Source organism: Stenotrophomonas sp. 85239_Sma, assembly GCF_056481725.1.
This window is the reverse complement of sequence record NZ_CM151163.1, coordinates 3,271,975-3,285,584: the sequence shown is the minus strand read 5'-3', so window position 1 is coordinate 3,285,584 and position 13,610 is coordinate 3,271,975. Positions and strand designations below refer to the sequence as shown.

Below are 13,610 nucleotides of genomic sequence, written 5' to 3'. Positions count from 1 at the left end.
GGACAACCGCGATGCGGCTTAGTGCGAAGGGCGTTGTGAGGGGGTGGTGAAAAAAGCGACATCTTGCCCGCCAACGGCGCAGGCGGGATGATCCGGGCATGGACTTTTCCCCGCTGACGCTCGCTCCAGAGCAGTGGCAGGCGCTGCAGGACAGCTATGCAACGCCGCCACGGGCCTACCACCACTTCGGCCACGTGCGCGCGGTGCTGCAGCACTGCCAGGAGGTTGCCGACGGCCCCGGCTGGCAGCAGCCGGCCGAAGTCTACCTGGCGGTGCTCTACCACGATGCGATCTACGTGGCGGGGCGAAAGGACAACGAGGCGCGTTCGGCGCAGCTGGCCCTGCAGGCGATCGCGCAGGCGCCGGAGCTGGCCACGGTGGATGCCGCACGCGTCGAACAGTTGATCCTGCTGACCGCCCGCCATGGCGCGCTGGGACCGGAGGATGTGGATGCCGAGGCGGCGCTGTTCCTGGACTGCGACATGGCGATCCTGGCCGCACCAGAGCCGGTGTTTGCTGCCTATGACCGTGGCGTGGCCGAAGAATACAAGGGCGTGGTGCCGGGCTTCCTGTACCGAGCCGGTCGCCGCCGATTCCTGCAGGGCCTGCTGCGCGCACCGCGGATCTTCCTCAGCGAGTTCTTCCACCAGCGCCTCGACGCCGCCGCCCGTGACAACCTGCGCCGCCAGCTGGGCCGCTGAGCCAGCCCGGTACACTAGGCCCGTTTCCAACGATCGTCGCTTCCAATCGTGTCCGTCCCTGATCCCGATCCCCGCCCGCTGCCACCGGAAGAGCCCGGTCCCAACGAATGCTGTGGCAGCGGTTGCCCATTGTGCGTGCTGGATCTGTATGCCGATGAGCTGCAGCGTTATCGCAAGGCGTTGGCCGAGTGGCAGGCGCGGCACCCGGAGGCGTCCGCATGAGCCGCGCGCGTCCGGCGGCGCTGCTGGCGCTGGCAGCCCTTGTTCTGTTCCTGGCCACCGCGCTGTGGACGCAGTTCGCACGCACCGACCTGGACTGGGTGCGGGCCACGCTCAGCCTCTACCTGCACGGGCCGTGGGGACTGACGTTGCGCGCGGCCTACTGCCTGCTGGCACTGGCGATCGCCCTGCTCGGCATCGCCCTTTATCGCGGCAGCATCGGCCCGCGGCGCAGCGCGGCGGCGCCGCTGCTGTTCACGGTCTCGGCGCTGGGCCTGGCCACGGTCGCCATCGGTGACAGCTGGCTGCCCGACGCAACCCCGCTGCTGGCACCGTTCATCCATGGGCTGGCGGCCAACACCGCGTTCCTGTGCGCCAGCGTCGGCATGCTGCTGCAGGCCTGGTACCTGCGCCGCGAACCGGGTTGGCAGTTTGCCGCCGGCCTGCTCTGGGGCTGGGCCTGGCTGGCCTTCGTGATGCTGTGGCTGCACGTGCTGTGGCGTGGCGGGCCGCCACGCGGGCTGGGACAGAAAGCGGTGATCGTGGTGATCGTAGGTTGGCTGCTGTATCTGGCGCTGGCGCTGTATCGGCGCAGTCGTCGCGCCGCGGCCTGCTGAAAGCCCAATGGCCTGCGCTGGTACGTGCCGTGCACGTGCAGGCAGCGTATCGTGTGCGCATTCCATCGGGGCTGCGATATGAAGCGTGCAGGGCTGGGCAGGGCAATGGGTGTGGTGCTGGCACTGGCCGCACTGCCGGCAACCGCGGCAGCCACCGCGACAGCACCCGCGCAGCAGTTCAGCCACGGGCGGTTCGAACAGATCCCGGTGCATATGCCGGCCGGCACGCCGCAGCGGGTGGTGATCTGGTTCCATGAACCTTCCGCAGGCGGCGATACCAGCCGTCTGCCGATCGAGGCCCTGCGTGCCGATGGCGCGATGGTCGCAGCCGTGGACATCGCGCGCCTGCGCGGGGTGCTCAAGCGTGAAGGCGGCCTGGCCTGTTCGTTCGGCTCCGGCGACGTCGAGAACTTCTCGCGCTGGCTGCAGGCCTTCCTGCACCTGCCGGGCTACCACCTGCCGCTGGTCGGCGGTGATGGTGAAGGTGCCGAACTGGCCTATTCGCTGGCTGCGCAGGCCGATACCCAGGTATTCGCCGGCCTGCTCACCACCGGCTTCTGCCCGGACCACAACCACGAACGCATGGTCTGCGGCGATGGCGTGAAGCGCAACGCGCTGCACCCCGCCGAACTGAACGTCCCGTGGTTGAGTGCGGCCGGTGATCACGGCTGCAAGGCGGGCGAGGCCGGCCAGTTCGTGCAGCAGGTCGCGATGGCACGCGAGTTCAAGCGCACTGCGCGCGGTGATGCGTCACCAGGCCTGGTGGCTGCGGCACGGGTGATGGGCGCACAGGCCGGCGTCAGCCTGGCACCGCCACCCGCTGCACTGAAGGGCCTGCCGGTGGTGGAAATGCCGGCGACCGGCAGCGGCGATACGCTGGCTGTGTTCGTCTCCGGTGACGGTGGCTGGGCCGGCCTGGACAAGAACGTGGCGTCTTCACTCAACGAGCATGGCGTGGCGGTAGTCGGCATCGATTCGCTGCGCTACTTCTGGAGCGAGCGCACGCCGAAGGGGTTCGCCGCTGACCTGCAGAAGATCATCGACCACTATCGCCGGCAGTGGCACCGCGACAAAGTGATGCTGATCGGTTTCTCGCAGGGCGCCGACGTGCTGCCGGCCACCATCAACCAGCTCGACGCCGGTACCCGCGAGGCGCTGGAGCGCATCGTGCTGCTGTCGGTGGGCAGGAAGGCCGACTTCGAATTCCATGTCAGCAACTGGCTGGGCGGTGGCGGCGACGGCGTGCCGATCGCGCCGGAAGTGGCCAGGCTGCCGGCGGAGAAAACGCTGTGCGTGTACGGCGACAAGGATGAGGACGCACTGTGCCCGGACCTGCCGGCCAATGACGGCGTGAGGAAGGTGAAGCTGCCGGGCGATCACCATTTCGGTGGTGACTACGACCGCTTGGCCGAAGTGATCCTCAAGGGCGGGGCGTAAACCGGAGCGCGTGCGAACCCACGGTTCGCACCCACCGGAACGAGCCGCGGTAGCGTCGAGCTGGGCCCGGCGGACCGCGGCGTCAATTCCGCCGTGGATCCAGCGAGATCAGGCGCGTGGCATCGAGCAGCGCCGCTGGCAGGTGCATGCCACCGGGTGCGGCCAGGTAACGCGGCCGCCACTGCGGATCGAACTTCGACTTGAAACGGCGCAGGCCACTGAACCCGTAGAAGCGTTCGCCATGCCTCGCCAACAGGCCGGCCAGGCGGTTCCAGCGGCCGGCCAGGCGATGCTGTGCCAGCCCGGACAGTGGCGCCATGCCCAGCGAGAAGCGGGCATAGCCCTGCGCGCGGCCCCACAGGAACAGTTCGATGAAGAGGAAGTCCATCGTGCCCTTCGGCGCCTCGTTGACGTGGCGCATCAGGTCCACCGACAGCTCGGCTCCGGCCGGCGCCTGCCACAGGTTGGCGAATGCCACGATCTGGCCTTCGGCTTCGACCAGCGCTACCGGGAAGCGCGCCAGGTAATCCGGGTCGTAGCTGCCGAGCGAGAAGCCCTTTTCGTCGCCGGCCTTGTCTTCCAGCCAGGCGTTGGAGATCGCGTGCAGGCGTGGCAGCAGGCTGGGGATTTCTTCCACCTGTGCCACGCGGAACGACAGGCCGCTGCGCTTGCCACGGTTCCAGGCCTGGCGCAGGTCGGCACGTTCGCGGCCTTCCAGGCCGAAGTCGTGCAGGGGCACCATCGCTTCTTCGCCCAGCTTGACCAGCCCCAGGCCGAGGTCGAGATAGGTCTGCCAATAGGCCTCGCCGACCTGGTAGAACACCGGGCGCAGGCCGAGGCGGTCGGCTTCCTCGCGGAAGCGCCAGATCAGCGCGCGCGCCACGTCAGGCGGACCCACCGGATCGCCCATCGCGATCAGCGAACCGCCGTAGCGTTGCATCATCACGAAGCCCTGCTTCGCATCATCACGCAGCACCGCCTTGTCAGCGGTCAGTACCAGGCAGGCCTGGGTATCGGTGGCACCGGCCAGTACCGGCGCCAGCGATTGCAGCGTGGCCTCGTCAGCGGCTGGCAGCGGGCTGCGCGTACTGTGCAGCAGCCGCGCCAGGCCGAACGTCACCAGCGCGATCGCCACCACCAGCAACGCACGCAGTGCGCGTGGCGCGTTGCCGGACAGCGCGAACTGCCACCACAGCTCGTTCTGGTATTCGACATGGCTGTAGGTGAAGAACAGCAACCAGGTCACCGCTACCAGCACCAGGCCAAGGTTGCGCAGCCACGGCCATGACCAGGCCTCATCCAGCAGCGCGCCCTGGCGGTAGAACTCGCGCCGGGCGGCCCACAGCGCCGTTGCCACCAGCAGTGCGGACACCGCGATCAACAGTTGGCCGCCACGCAGCCACAGCGGCAGCGGGGTGACCACGCACACTGCCATTGCCAGCATCCACGCTGCGTGGCTGCGCCGTGCCAGGCCCTGGCCGATCAGCAGCAGCGCAACGCCACTGAGGCTGCCGATCAGGTGCGAGGTTTCCAGGATCGGCAGCGAGGCATTCACCAGGTGACGGCGTGGCGTCGGCAGCGTGCCATCGATGACCAGCGCCGCGCCGATGCTGAACACCGCCAGCGCGATGATCTGCGGCAGCCACGGGCGAAGTGCGTTCCAGCCCGCACGGGTCGCTCCGGCACTGGCCTGCAGCGGTTGCCGCAGGGCGGGCGCGAGGGCGAGCAGAGTGGCCAGCACCAGCGGCAGTACGTAGTAGGTGACGCGGTAGATCAGTGCTGCGGCCAGCACCGCCGCAGGTGCCACCTGTGGCAACAGCTTCAGCAGGCTCCATTCGAACACGCCCAGGCCGGCCGGCACGGTCGAGACCAGGCCGGCCAGCACCGCCACCAGGTACAGGCCGACGAAGCCGGGCAGGCCGGTCGGCGTGGAGTCCGGCAGCAGCACGTAGAAGGCGGCACTGGCCAGCACCAGCTCGATCACGCTGAGCACGGTGACGCCGATCATGGTGCGGCGGTCGGGCAGCCACAATGCATGGCCGAACACGCTGAACTGCCGTCCCTCGCGGCCGACCAGCAGCACGGTGGCAAGGTAGGCGAGCAGGGCGACGACGCCGACGATGCGCACGGCATCGGGATTCAACGGCAATGCCAATGCCGCCGCCGCCGGTTCCATGCACAGCGCCACGCTGATCAGCAGCCACGCACCGAACACGAATCCGAGCGTGCTCATCAGCACCACCTGGCCGATCTGCGCCAGGTCCAGACCGGCGCTGCGGTAGCCGCGCAGGCGCACCGCGCCACCGGTCAATGCCGCAAAGCCCACGGTCTGGCCCAGCGTATGCGCAAGGAAGGCGGTGATGCCGATGCGCGCCGGATGCACGCGGATGCCGCTGCGGCGCAGGCCGATGGCATCGAAGCCGATCAGGCAGGCGTAGCTGGCCAGGCCGAGTGCCACGGTGAGCGCGATCTGGGCGCCACTGAGCTGGCGGAACGCCTGGCGGATGGCTCGGTAGCCGTGCTCATCGAATTCACTGGCCAGGCCATGCAGGGCCAGCGAGAGGATCAGCAGGGGAACGACGATGGTGAGCAGCCGCTTCCATGCCGGGGTGGAGGAAGCGGTGGCGGGCGTGGTGGCTGGGGTCATCGGCGCAAGGGTGCGTCAGGAGGGGCGAGTGCGATGTCAACGCGGGGCGTGGCGCATCGTGCGCCTGTCGCCGTCATTTGACCAGCCGGCGTGTCGGAGCCCGGTAGTGACGTTGCGCGAAGCGTCCCCCTGCACCCACCTTTGACCGGTTTGGAGGACAATGCAGGCCTGATCAACCGCAGGAGCCACGCCCATGATGGAGCGTTACGACGTCGGACCGCGCATGTCCGAAATGACCGTGTACAACAAGGTCGCCTACCTCTCCGGCCAGATTCCGGAAGACACCAGCCAGGACATCACCGGGCAGACCCGGCAGGTGCTGGCGGAGATCGACAAGCTGCTGGCGCTGGTCGCCAGTGATCGCCAGCACGTGCTGCGCGCGGAAGTGTTCCTGGCCGACATCGCCGACTTCGACGGCATGAACAAGGCATGGGACGAATGGGTGGTCGAGGGCGCGACTCCGGCCCGCGCAACGTTCGAAGCCAAGCTGGCCCACGCCGAGTGGAAGGTCGAGATCGTGGTGACGGCAGCGGTGCCGTAATCATTGAACGGGGTCAGATCCCTTTTCCGAAGGAAAAGGGATCTGACCCCCTGTTACAGGCGCACCAGCTCGATGCAGTCCACCGGGCACGGTGGAATGCACAGCTCGCAGCCGGTGCACAGGTCGGCAATGACCGTGTGCATGTACTTGGCACCGCCGACGATGGCGTCCACCGGGCAGGCCTGGATGCACTTGGTGCAGCCGATGCAGTCGGCTTCCACGATCAACGCGACCTGCGGTGCCTTGTGTTCGCCACGCGAGCGGTCATAGGGAACGGCCGGCACGCCCAGCACCTGCGCCAATGCGCGCGCACCGGCATCGCCGCCCGGCGGGCAGTGGTCCACGCCGGCCTCGCCGCGTGCCATGGCCTGCGCATATGGGCGGCAGCCGTCGTAGCCGCATTGCCCGCATTGGGTCTGCGGCAGCAGGCGGTCGAGGCGTTCGGTCAGGGGCGGGATCAGGCTCATGCGTGGCGAAGGCTGCGCGTCGGGGTTACTTCAGGGGTTTGCCGCGGAACCAGCGCTCGTGAGCCAGCGCCAGCATCGGCTTGTCTTCGGAACTGTCACCGTAGGCATGGATGCGCACGTAGCGCGACAGATCGAACTGGCGACGGATGTGCTCGACCTTGCGCGGACCACAGTCGCCACCGGCATAGCGACCGGTCAGGCGGCCGTCCTGGCTCTCCAGCCGGTTGCAGATCAACTGCAGGCCCAGCTGTTCGCACCATGGCCGCAGGTACAGGTCCAGCGAGCCGGACACGATCACCACGGTGTGCTGCTGTTCCTTGTGCCAGCGGATCTGCTCCAGCATTTCCGGACGCACCACCTCGGGCAGGAACTCACGCGAGAAGCCGGCCGCCAGCGTGGTGATGTCATCGCTGTGGCGGTCGCTGAAGGTCAGGCGGGTGACGCGTGCACGGATGCGTTCGGCCGAGATCAGTTTCAGCTTGTACGCGGCCAGCCACGGGCCGACCTTCCACCACGCCTGCGCCAGCTGTTCGGCGGTGGCCACGCGGCGCAGGAAACGGCCATAGGTATCGCAGGTGGTCACGGTGTGGTCGAAGTCGAACAGCGCCAGTTCCATTCCGTTGCTTCCCATCGCGTTGCCTCCGGTGGCCGGTGCTGCCGGCGGGCGCGGCGGTGGCCACGCCCGCTGCAGGCATCAGCGCACCGGCATGCCCGGCTGTGCGCCGCTGTCGGCGTCCAGCAGCGCCAGTGCGCCGCCGTCGAAACCGGCCGACAGGATCATGCCTTCGCTCAGGCCGAAGCGCATCTTGCGCGGAGCCAGGTTGGCGATGAACACCACGCTGCGGCCGACCAGCGTTTCCGGCTCGCCGTAGCTGCCGCGGATGCCGGAGAAGATCTGGCGCTTGCCCAGTTCGCCGGCGTCCAGTTCGAAGCGCAGCAGCTTGTCCGAACCTTCCACGAACTCGCACACCAGCACCTTGCCGATGCGCAGGTCGAGCTTGGCGAAATCGTCGATGCCGATGTAGGCCGGAGCATCGGCGCTCTTTGCGTCGTCCTTGGCCGGTGCCGGTGCGGCCGGCTTGGCCGCTTCGGTCTTGGCGGCGGGGGCGGCAGCGGCGGCCGGCTGCAGGGTGTCCTTGGAGGCGTCGATCATGGCGTCAATCTTCTTCGGGTCGATACGGGTGAACAGCGGGGTGTAGTCGGTGATGCGGTGGCCCAGCAGCGGCTGCACCAGGTCGGTCCAGTCGTTGGCCGGCGCGGCGAGGAAGGCCTCGGCCTGCGCGGCGGTGGCCGGCAGCACCGGCTTCAGTGCGGTGACCAGCACGCGGAACAGGTTCAGGCCCTGGCTGCACACGGCCTGCAGCTGCGCGTCGGCGCCTTCCTGCTTGGCGATGACCCACGGCTTGACGTCGTCGATGTAGCGGTTGGCTTCGTCGGCCAGGGTCATGGTCAGGCGGATCGCCGCGGCCGGGTCGTTGCGTTCGTAGGCTTCACGGATCGGCGCCAGGCCATCGACGAAGCGCTGGTACTGCGCCGCATCGGGCAGCTGCGCCGCCAGCAGACCGTCGAAGCGCTTGCTGATGAAGCCGGCGCAGCGGCTGGCCAGGTTGACGAACTTGCCGACCAGATCGGCGTTGACGCGGGCGATGAAGTCTCCCAGGTTCAGGTCGAGATCGTCGACACCACCGCCGGACTTGGCAGCGTAGTAGTAACGCAGCGCTTCCGGCTCCAGGCCGGCATCGAGGAAGGTACGGGCCATCACGAAGGTGCCGCGCGACTTGCTCATCTTGGCGCCGTCCACGGTCAGGTAGCCGTTGACGTGCAGGCGGGTCGGCGCGCGGTGGCCGGTACCGTGCAGCACCGCCGGCCAGAACAGGCCGTGGAAGTTGACGATGTCCTTGCCGATAAAGTGGTGCAGCTCGGTGGTGGTGCCGGCGCGCAGGTGCGCTTCGAAGTCTTCGCCGAGCTTGCCGCACAGGGTCTGGAAGCTGGACAGGTAGCCGATCGGCGCATCCAGCCAGACGTAGAAGTACTTGCCCGGCTGGCCGGGAATCTGGAAACCGAAGTACGGCGCATCGCGCGAGATGTCCCACGCGCGCAGGCCACCTTCGGCATTGAGCCACTCACCCAGCTTGGCCTTCACGCCCGGCAGGGCGACATCGCCGGCCAGCCATTCGCGCAGGAACGCATCGAAGTGGCCCACCTCGAAGAAGAAGTGCTCCGAATCGCGCAGTTCCGGCGTGGCACCGGAGATGACCGAACGCGGCTCCTTCAGGTCGGTCGGCGCATAGGTGGCGCCGCAGACTTCGCAGTTGTCGCCGTACTGGTCAGGGCTGCCGCAGTTCGGGCAGATGCCCTTGACGTAGCGGTCGGGCAGGAACATGCCCTTGGCCGGGTCGTAGAACTGGGCGACCGAACGGCGGCTAATGTGGCCGGCCGCTTCCAGCTTCAGGTAGAACTGCTCGGTCAGCGCCTGGTTGGCCGCCGAGTTGGTCGAGTCGTAATGGTCGAAGGCCACGCCGAAGGCGGCGAAGTCACGTTCGTGGCTGGCCTGGATGTTGGCGATGAAGGTTTCCGGGGTGACCCCGGCTTTTTCCGCGGCCAGCATGATCGGCGTGCCGTGGGTGTCGTCGGCGCAGACGAACCAGGCCTTGCCGCCGCTCATTCGCCGCGCACGCACCCAGATGTCGGCCTGGATGTAGCCGACCAGGTGGCCCAGATGCAGCGGGCCGTTGGCGTAGGGTAGGGCGGTGGTGACGAGCGCGGTACGGGTCATGGTCGCGGGGTGAAGCCGAGGGGAACCGCAGAGTATCGCATGCCCGCAACGAGGTGACCCGGCCGGGGCCGGGTCACGGGGATGAAGCAGGGGCCGGGGCGCTTACTCGCGCTGCCAGGTCTGCGCGCGGCAGATGAAGGCAATGCAGCCGGACACATCCAGCTTGGTACCGCCGGGCTGCAGTTCCATCTTCGACTTGTAGGTCTTGCCGTTGGCCGGGTCGAGGATGGTGCCGCCGGACCACTTGTTGGTGCCGTCGGCCTTCAGGTTCCAGAGGATGGTCATGCCCTTCACGGGCTTGTTCCTGTTGGCGCCTTCACAGCCGTCGCAGACCGGGTTCGGGCCCTTGTCCGAGTGCAGGATGTCGACCACCTTGCCGGTCAGCGTGCCGTTGGCGGCCTGGGTGATCTCGACGATCGACTTCACCTTGCCGGTCTTGTCGTCGATGGTCTTCCAGCGGCCGGCGGCGCCGTCGGCGGCCTGGGCCGACAGGGCGGCCAGGCACAGCGGCAGTGCCAGCAGCAGGGTCTTGAAGGTGTTGCGCATGGTCCCCTCCCAGGGTTCATTCCGGCACGGTGCCGGTACGGGTCGACTGTATACCCATTCGGCTGGGTATGGGGAAGGGGGGCTTTGCAGGGCTGCGCCCTGCACCTGCAGAGGCAACAGCAACGGCAGCGGCGGGATTCCGTGGGAATGCGGGGTCAACCGACCTCGTACAACTCCAGCGGCAGGTCGTCGGGGTCGGCGAAGAAGGTGAAGCGGCGGCCGGTGTACTCGTCCACGCGGATCGGTTCGCACACCACGCCATGCGCGGCCAGGCGCTGGATGAATGGCTCCAGCGTGGCCACCCGGAACGCGAGGTGACGCAGGCCCTGAGCTTCCGGGCGGCTGGGACGGGGCGGGGGGGAAGGGAAGGAGAACAGTTCCAGCTGGCTGCCGTCCGGAAGGGCCAGGTCCAGTTTCCAGGAGGCGCGCGCGCTGCGGTGGTTCTCGGCCAGCACGCGCAGGCCGAGGATGCGCACGTAGAAGTCTTTTGAACGTGCGTAGTCGCTGCAGATCAGTGCAGCGTGGTGAATGCCCAGCAGGGCGTCGGCATCGCGGGTCATTGCAGGGTGTCCAGCCAGCGCTGGGCGATCTTCAGCGCCAGCGGATAGGGTTCGGGGTCGTTGCGGTTGGTCAGCACGATCACGGTCAGGTGCTTCTCCGGATGGCGCACGATCACGTTGCGGAAGCCGATGCTCTCGCCGCTGTGCCATTGCACCGGGCCATTCAGGCGCCAGCCGAAGCCGTAGTGCGGCACGTCCGGTTCGGGTGTTGCCGTGGCCGGGCTGAACATCGCGCGGCGCGAGGCCTTCGACAGCAGGCGGTCGTCGTACAGCGCCGCATCCCAGCGGGCCAGGTCGTCCAGCGAGGAATAGATGCCGCCATCGCCGAGCACGGCGCTGGTGGTGCTCTGGTCGGTGCGTTGCCAGCGGCCATCGATCCAGCTGTAGCCATAGGCGCGTGCGGCGATGGTATCGACGCCGTCCTGGTGGGCCACGGTGTGGGCCATGCCCAGCGGGCGGAAGATGCGCTGCTGCAGGAAGGCTGCGAAGTCCTGCCCGGAGGCGCGGCCGACGATCAGTGCCAGCAGGGCATAGCCGCTGTTGCTGTAGCGGTACTGCGTGCCGGGGGCGAAGTTCAGCCGGTCCTGGCGCGACAGCAGGGTCAGCACATCGGCGTCGTGCACCTGGCGGCTGTTGGCCGGGTCCATCAGGTCTTCGTAATCGAGCAGGCCACTGGTGTGCGAGAGCAGCTGGCGGATGGTGATGCCGGCGCCAGCCGGAGGCAGTTCGGGCAGCCAGTGCCGGGCAGGTTGATCCAGCCCGAGCCGGCCATCCTCCACCAGCAGCAACACCGCCGCAGCGGTGAACTGCTTGCTGACCGAGGCCAGCCGGAAGTTGCTGGCCGCGGTGACCGCGGTGCCGTCTTCCACCACCGCCAGGCCGTAGCCGCGGCGGAACACCGGTTTCCCGTCATGCAGCACCAGAACGGCGGCGCCGGGCACCTGGCCGTCGTAGGCCCGCATCAGGCCGTCGATGCCCGCATCCGGTGGGGTCAGCACCGGTGCGGCAGAGGTGGCCAGCGGCAGCAGGCCCAGCACGACGGCAAACAGGGCGGCGGCAGGGCGCATGGCGGCTCCGTAAGGGTCAGGGTGACGGCGCGGGCGAGGCGCTGGCCGGCTGCGCCATCCAGCGTTCCATCTTGCGGTCCAGCACGTCCAGCGGCATCGAGCCGTCCTTCAGCAGTTCGGCGTGGAAGCGGCGCAGGTCGAAGGCAGCGCCCTGGCGTGCCTTGGCCTTGTCGCGCAGGGCCACGATGGTGGTCAGGCCGGCCACGTTGGACAGCGCCTGGCCGGGCTGGGCCATGATCCGCTCGACTTCCGCGTTGGCGTCGTCGCTGCTCATATCCACGGTTTTCTGCAGGTAGGTGACGGCCTGCTGCTTGCTCCAGCCCTGGGCGTTCACGCCGGTATCGGCCACCACGCGGGCGGCGCGCAGCAGGCGCGAGTACAGGTAGCCGATGCGGTCGTAGGGATCGGTGTAGATGCCCAGGTCTTCGCCCAGCGTTTCGGCGTACAGGCCCCAGCCTTCGACGAAGGCGAGATCGCCACCGAGGCGGCGGAAGCGCGGCAGCTTGGCCAGCTCCTGCTGCAGGCCCAGCTGCACGTGGTGGCCGGGGATCGCTTCATGCAGGTACTGCACCGGCACGTTCCAGCGCTTGCGGCTGGGCAGGTCGCGGGTGTTCACGTACAGCACGCCCGGTTGCCCGGCCGCCGACGGCTGATAGGCCGCTGCGGCGGCGGTCAGCGCACGCTCCGGTTCCACTGCGCGCACGTCCAGCGTCGACCTGGGCAGCGTGTCGAGCACCTGCGGCAGGCGTGCGTTGACCTGCTGCTGCACCTGGCGGTAGCGATTGAGCAGCGCGTTGGCATCGCCGTACTGGAACTGGCGGTCATTGCGCATGCTGCGCAGCAGCTTGGTGGGCGTGCCGCGCAGCTTGGCATCCTTCATCACCGTGGCGATCTGGGCCTGCAGTTCCTGCACGCGTTGTTCGCCCAGCGCGTGCAGCTGCGCGGCGCTCTGGTCGCTGGCGGTGGTCTGCACGATCAGGTTGGCGTACCAGGCCTGGCCATCGGGCAGCGCGCCCAGGCCGCTGCTGGCGCGCGTGGCGGGCAGGTATTCGGTGGCAATGAAGCCGCGCAGGGCGCGGTAGGCCGGCATGATGCGCAGTTCGATCATGCGCTTGTACTCGGCGCTGATGCGCGCCTTGTCCTCGGCCGCGATGGTAGTGGGCATGGTGCGGATCGGTGACCAGAAGATGCTCTCCTCGGCGGTCGGCTTGATCACTGCATCCAGCTGCGGCAGCACTTTTTCCATCAGGTCGCGCGGCTGTACCACGCCGGCCTTCATGCCCTGGCGCATGTTGTCGATGGCCTGGTCGAACAGCCCGGGAATGCCCAGCGAACGGCGCGACCAGGTGTCGTAGTCCTGCACGGTGTTGAACGGCTGGGCGCCGGCACCGGCACCGAGAATCGCCATGATGCTGCCGATGTTGTAGTACTGGCTGATCGGCATCATCCAACTGGGGTAGCGCTCGGCGGCCAGCGAGGCGCGTGCGTCGCGCACGAAGATCTCGTAGCTGAGCAGGTCCTGGCCCTGCAGGCCATCGCTGCCGAGTTTCTCGACCTTGCCCAGCCACTCTGTGGTGAAGTCGTGCGACTGCTGGCGCCAGGCGGCGGACAGGATGTTGGGCAGCTGGTCGTTGTAGCGGGCCTCGCCCTGGAAAGTGGCCTGCAGCGGATTCAACCGCATCGAGGCATCCCAGTATTCGTCATACAGGCGCTCCAGCTGCACCTGCTTGGGTACGGCACGGGCCGGTGCGACCGGACGCGGGGTGGCGCGACGCGCCGAGCTGCCACGCGCCGGCGCGGTGGCGCGGGCGGGCCGGGCCTTGGGCTTGGCGGCCTGACGGGTCTGCGCGGCGGCGGGGCGGCTGGCCTTCTTCTTCGCGGCCTCGGCCGACGGCACGGCACTGAACAGGAACAACGCGGCAATGGCGACGGCCAGGGCGCGGGTGGGATGCGGCATCAGGAGCTTCCGTGGAACACAGACCGTGGAGCTTGCACGATCCGGCCGCCTACGGCCAGCGTGAAGGCGCAGTCA

At 68.2% G+C, this 13,610-nt stretch carries 13 protein-coding genes; 5 read left to right on the top strand and 8 right to left on the bottom strand.

All coding sequences use genetic code 11. From position 1 onward, the window contains the following. The first annotated feature begins 98 nt into the window (after positions 1–98). From ACYKG1_RS15390 to ACYKG1_RS15375, 4 genes are all read left to right on the top strand, one after another. Positions 99–701: an HD domain-containing protein gene (locus ACYKG1_RS15390; RefSeq protein WP_100473541.1), complete on the top strand. Its 603-nt coding sequence runs from the start codon at positions 99–101 to the stop codon at positions 699–701. Positions 702–749: 48 nt separating this feature from the next. Continuing rightward, positions 750–923: an oxidoreductase-like domain-containing protein gene (locus ACYKG1_RS15385; protein WP_032958663.1), complete on the top strand. Its 174-nt coding sequence runs from the start codon at positions 750–752 to the stop codon at positions 921–923. Then, entirely contained in the window at positions 920–1,537 is a 618-nt protein-coding gene (locus ACYKG1_RS15380) for a DUF998 domain-containing protein (protein ID WP_478470855.1), read from the top strand. Before ACYKG1_RS15385 ends, ACYKG1_RS15380 begins: the two co-directional genes overlap by 4 nt. A 78-nt stretch (positions 1,538–1,615) precedes the next feature. Then, on the top strand, positions 1,616–2,974 hold the full coding sequence (locus ACYKG1_RS15375; RefSeq protein ID WP_478470854.1) for a virulence factor family protein: 1,359 nt from the start codon (positions 1,616–1,618) through the stop codon (positions 2,972–2,974). Between the two features lie 82 nt (positions 2,975–3,056). Here ACYKG1_RS15375 and mprF read toward each other — a convergent pair whose 3' ends face one another. Next, positions 3,057–5,621, bottom strand: coding sequence for a bifunctional lysylphosphatidylglycerol flippase/synthetase MprF (mprF, locus tag ACYKG1_RS15370; RefSeq protein WP_478470853.1), 2,565 nt, complete (start codon positions 5,619–5,621; stop codon positions 3,057–3,059). Between the two features lie 193 nt (positions 5,622–5,814). On the opposite strand from mprF, the gene ACYKG1_RS15365 reads away from it, so the two are divergent. Beyond that, positions 5,815–6,162: a RidA family protein gene (locus ACYKG1_RS15365; protein ID WP_005418155.1), complete on the top strand. Its 348-nt coding sequence runs from the start codon at positions 5,815–5,817 to the stop codon at positions 6,160–6,162. A gap of 53 nt (positions 6,163–6,215) precedes the next feature. Here the strand turns inward: ACYKG1_RS15365 and rnfB are convergent, their stop codons facing one another. The 7 genes from rnfB to ACYKG1_RS15330 all read right to left on the bottom strand — a co-directional run bounded on the left by rnfB (position 6,216) and on the right by ACYKG1_RS15330 (position 13,535). Beyond that, a complete protein-coding gene (gene rnfB, locus ACYKG1_RS15360) occupies positions 6,216–6,629 on the bottom strand; it encodes an Rnf electron transport complex subunit RnfB (RefSeq protein WP_100473537.1) in 414 nt (137 codons plus the stop codon). A 25-nt stretch (positions 6,630–6,654) separates the two neighbouring features. Then, a complete protein-coding gene (locus tag ACYKG1_RS15355) occupies positions 6,655–7,245 on the bottom strand; it encodes an HAD family hydrolase (protein ID WP_075677000.1) in 591 nt (196 codons plus the stop codon). 78 nt (positions 7,246–7,323) lie between these two features. After that, complete coding sequence (gene metG, locus ACYKG1_RS15350; RefSeq protein ID WP_262084402.1) at positions 7,324–9,405, bottom strand: methionine--tRNA ligase; 2,082 nt, start codon at positions 9,403–9,405, stop codon at positions 7,324–7,326. A 102-nt stretch (positions 9,406–9,507) separates the two neighbouring features. Continuing rightward, entirely contained in the window at positions 9,508–9,951 is a 444-nt protein-coding gene (locus ACYKG1_RS15345; protein WP_049421044.1) for a DUF2147 domain-containing protein, read from the bottom strand. 155 nt (positions 9,952–10,106) lie between these two features. Next, on the bottom strand, positions 10,107–10,511 hold the full coding sequence (gloA2, locus tag ACYKG1_RS15340; RefSeq protein ID WP_100473535.1) for an SMU1112c/YaeR family gloxylase I-like metalloprotein: 405 nt from the start codon (positions 10,509–10,511) through the stop codon (positions 10,107–10,109). Further along, positions 10,508–11,578, bottom strand: coding sequence for a serine hydrolase domain-containing protein (locus ACYKG1_RS15335; RefSeq protein WP_100473534.1), 1,071 nt, complete (start codon positions 11,576–11,578; stop codon positions 10,508–10,510). Before ACYKG1_RS15335 ends, gloA2 begins: the two co-directional genes overlap by 4 nt. Positions 11,579–11,594: 16 nt before the next feature. Then, positions 11,595–13,535: a DUF885 domain-containing protein gene (locus ACYKG1_RS15330; RefSeq protein ID WP_478470852.1), complete on the bottom strand. Its 1,941-nt coding sequence runs from the start codon at positions 13,533–13,535 to the stop codon at positions 11,595–11,597. Positions 13,536–13,610: the final 75 nt, after the last annotated feature.

Excerpts from the sequence above, each read along its gene's own strand:
- ACYKG1_RS15355 (WP_075677000.1), bottom strand. The coding sequence starts at position 7,245 with ATGGAACTGGCGCTGTTCGACTTCGACCACACCGTGACCACCTGCGAT.
- ACYKG1_RS15390 (WP_100473541.1), top strand. The coding sequence starts at position 99 with ATGGACTTTTCCCCGCTGACGCTCGCTCCAGAGCAGTGGCAGGCGCTG.
- ACYKG1_RS15330 (WP_478470852.1), bottom strand. The coding sequence starts at position 13,535 with ATGCCGCATCCCACCCGCGCCCTGGCCGTCGCCATTGCCGCGTTGTTC.
- gloA2 (WP_100473535.1), bottom strand. The coding sequence starts at position 10,511 with ATGACCCGCGATGCCGACGCCCTGCTGGGCATTCACCACGCTGCACTG.
- mprF (WP_478470853.1), bottom strand. The coding sequence starts at position 5,621 with ATGACCCCAGCCACCACGCCCGCCACCGCTTCCTCCACCCCGGCATGG.
- rnfB (WP_100473537.1), bottom strand. The coding sequence starts at position 6,629 with ATGAGCCTGATCCCGCCCCTGACCGAACGCCTCGACCGCCTGCTGCCG.
- ACYKG1_RS15365 (WP_005418155.1), top strand. The coding sequence starts at position 5,815 with ATGATGGAGCGTTACGACGTCGGACCGCGCATGTCCGAAATGACCGTG.
- metG (WP_262084402.1), bottom strand. The coding sequence starts at position 9,405 with ATGACCCGTACCGCGCTCGTCACCACCGCCCTACCCTACGCCAACGGC.
- ACYKG1_RS15375 (WP_478470854.1), top strand. The coding sequence starts at position 1,616 with ATGAAGCGTGCAGGGCTGGGCAGGGCAATGGGTGTGGTGCTGGCACTG.
- ACYKG1_RS15380 (WP_478470855.1), top strand. The coding sequence starts at position 920 with ATGAGCCGCGCGCGTCCGGCGGCGCTGCTGGCGCTGGCAGCCCTTGTT.
- ACYKG1_RS15335 (WP_100473534.1), bottom strand. The coding sequence starts at position 11,578 with ATGCGCCCTGCCGCCGCCCTGTTTGCCGTCGTGCTGGGCCTGCTGCCG.
- ACYKG1_RS15345 (WP_049421044.1), bottom strand. The coding sequence starts at position 9,951 with ATGCGCAACACCTTCAAGACCCTGCTGCTGGCACTGCCGCTGTGCCTG.